Here is a 427-nt window from a genome sequence, read left to right as displayed (position 1 = left end):
TTACTGTATTAAGACCTGCCCTTAAATATCCAAGCCATGATAATAAATGCGTGTGTAAACTTTGTTTCTTTGAAAATAGTCCCGGAAATAATATTACTAAAAATGCTATTACAACAGCTGAAAAAATATTATGTTAAATTTTCGATTCTATTTTTGTTCTAGTTTAAAAAAATAAACTAAGAATTACAGTAATTATTACTATCCAAAGAGATATAACTATATCCATGTTTATATTGAGATTAAACAATTCATTTATTACAAATACCAAAATGGCAGATAGTAAAGTTGAAAATACACCTATTCCTAAATGAATGATAAAATTTACAAAAATATTAGTAAAATTCAAACCCTCTCTAAGCAATTTAGCAAAAGATATAAATAGCATAACACCAATAATTCCTACTATCATTTTTTGGTTTCTTACATT

At 24.6% G+C, this 427-nt stretch carries 1 protein-coding gene; it reads right to left on the bottom strand.

What is annotated here, in order from left to right:
* Positions 1 to 163: 163 nt before the first annotated feature.
* The coding region (locus AYC60_RS09345) for a hypothetical protein (protein ID WP_231724625.1) at positions 164 to 427 on the bottom strand (264 nt) is incomplete at its 5' end.

It is taken from the genome of Streptobacillus felis (assembly GCF_001559775.1).
GTDB lineage: Bacteria > Fusobacteriota > Fusobacteriia > Fusobacteriales > Leptotrichiaceae > Streptobacillus > Streptobacillus felis.
Note: the sequence above shows the minus strand (reverse complement) of the source record. Positions and strands in the feature narration are given on the sequence as shown.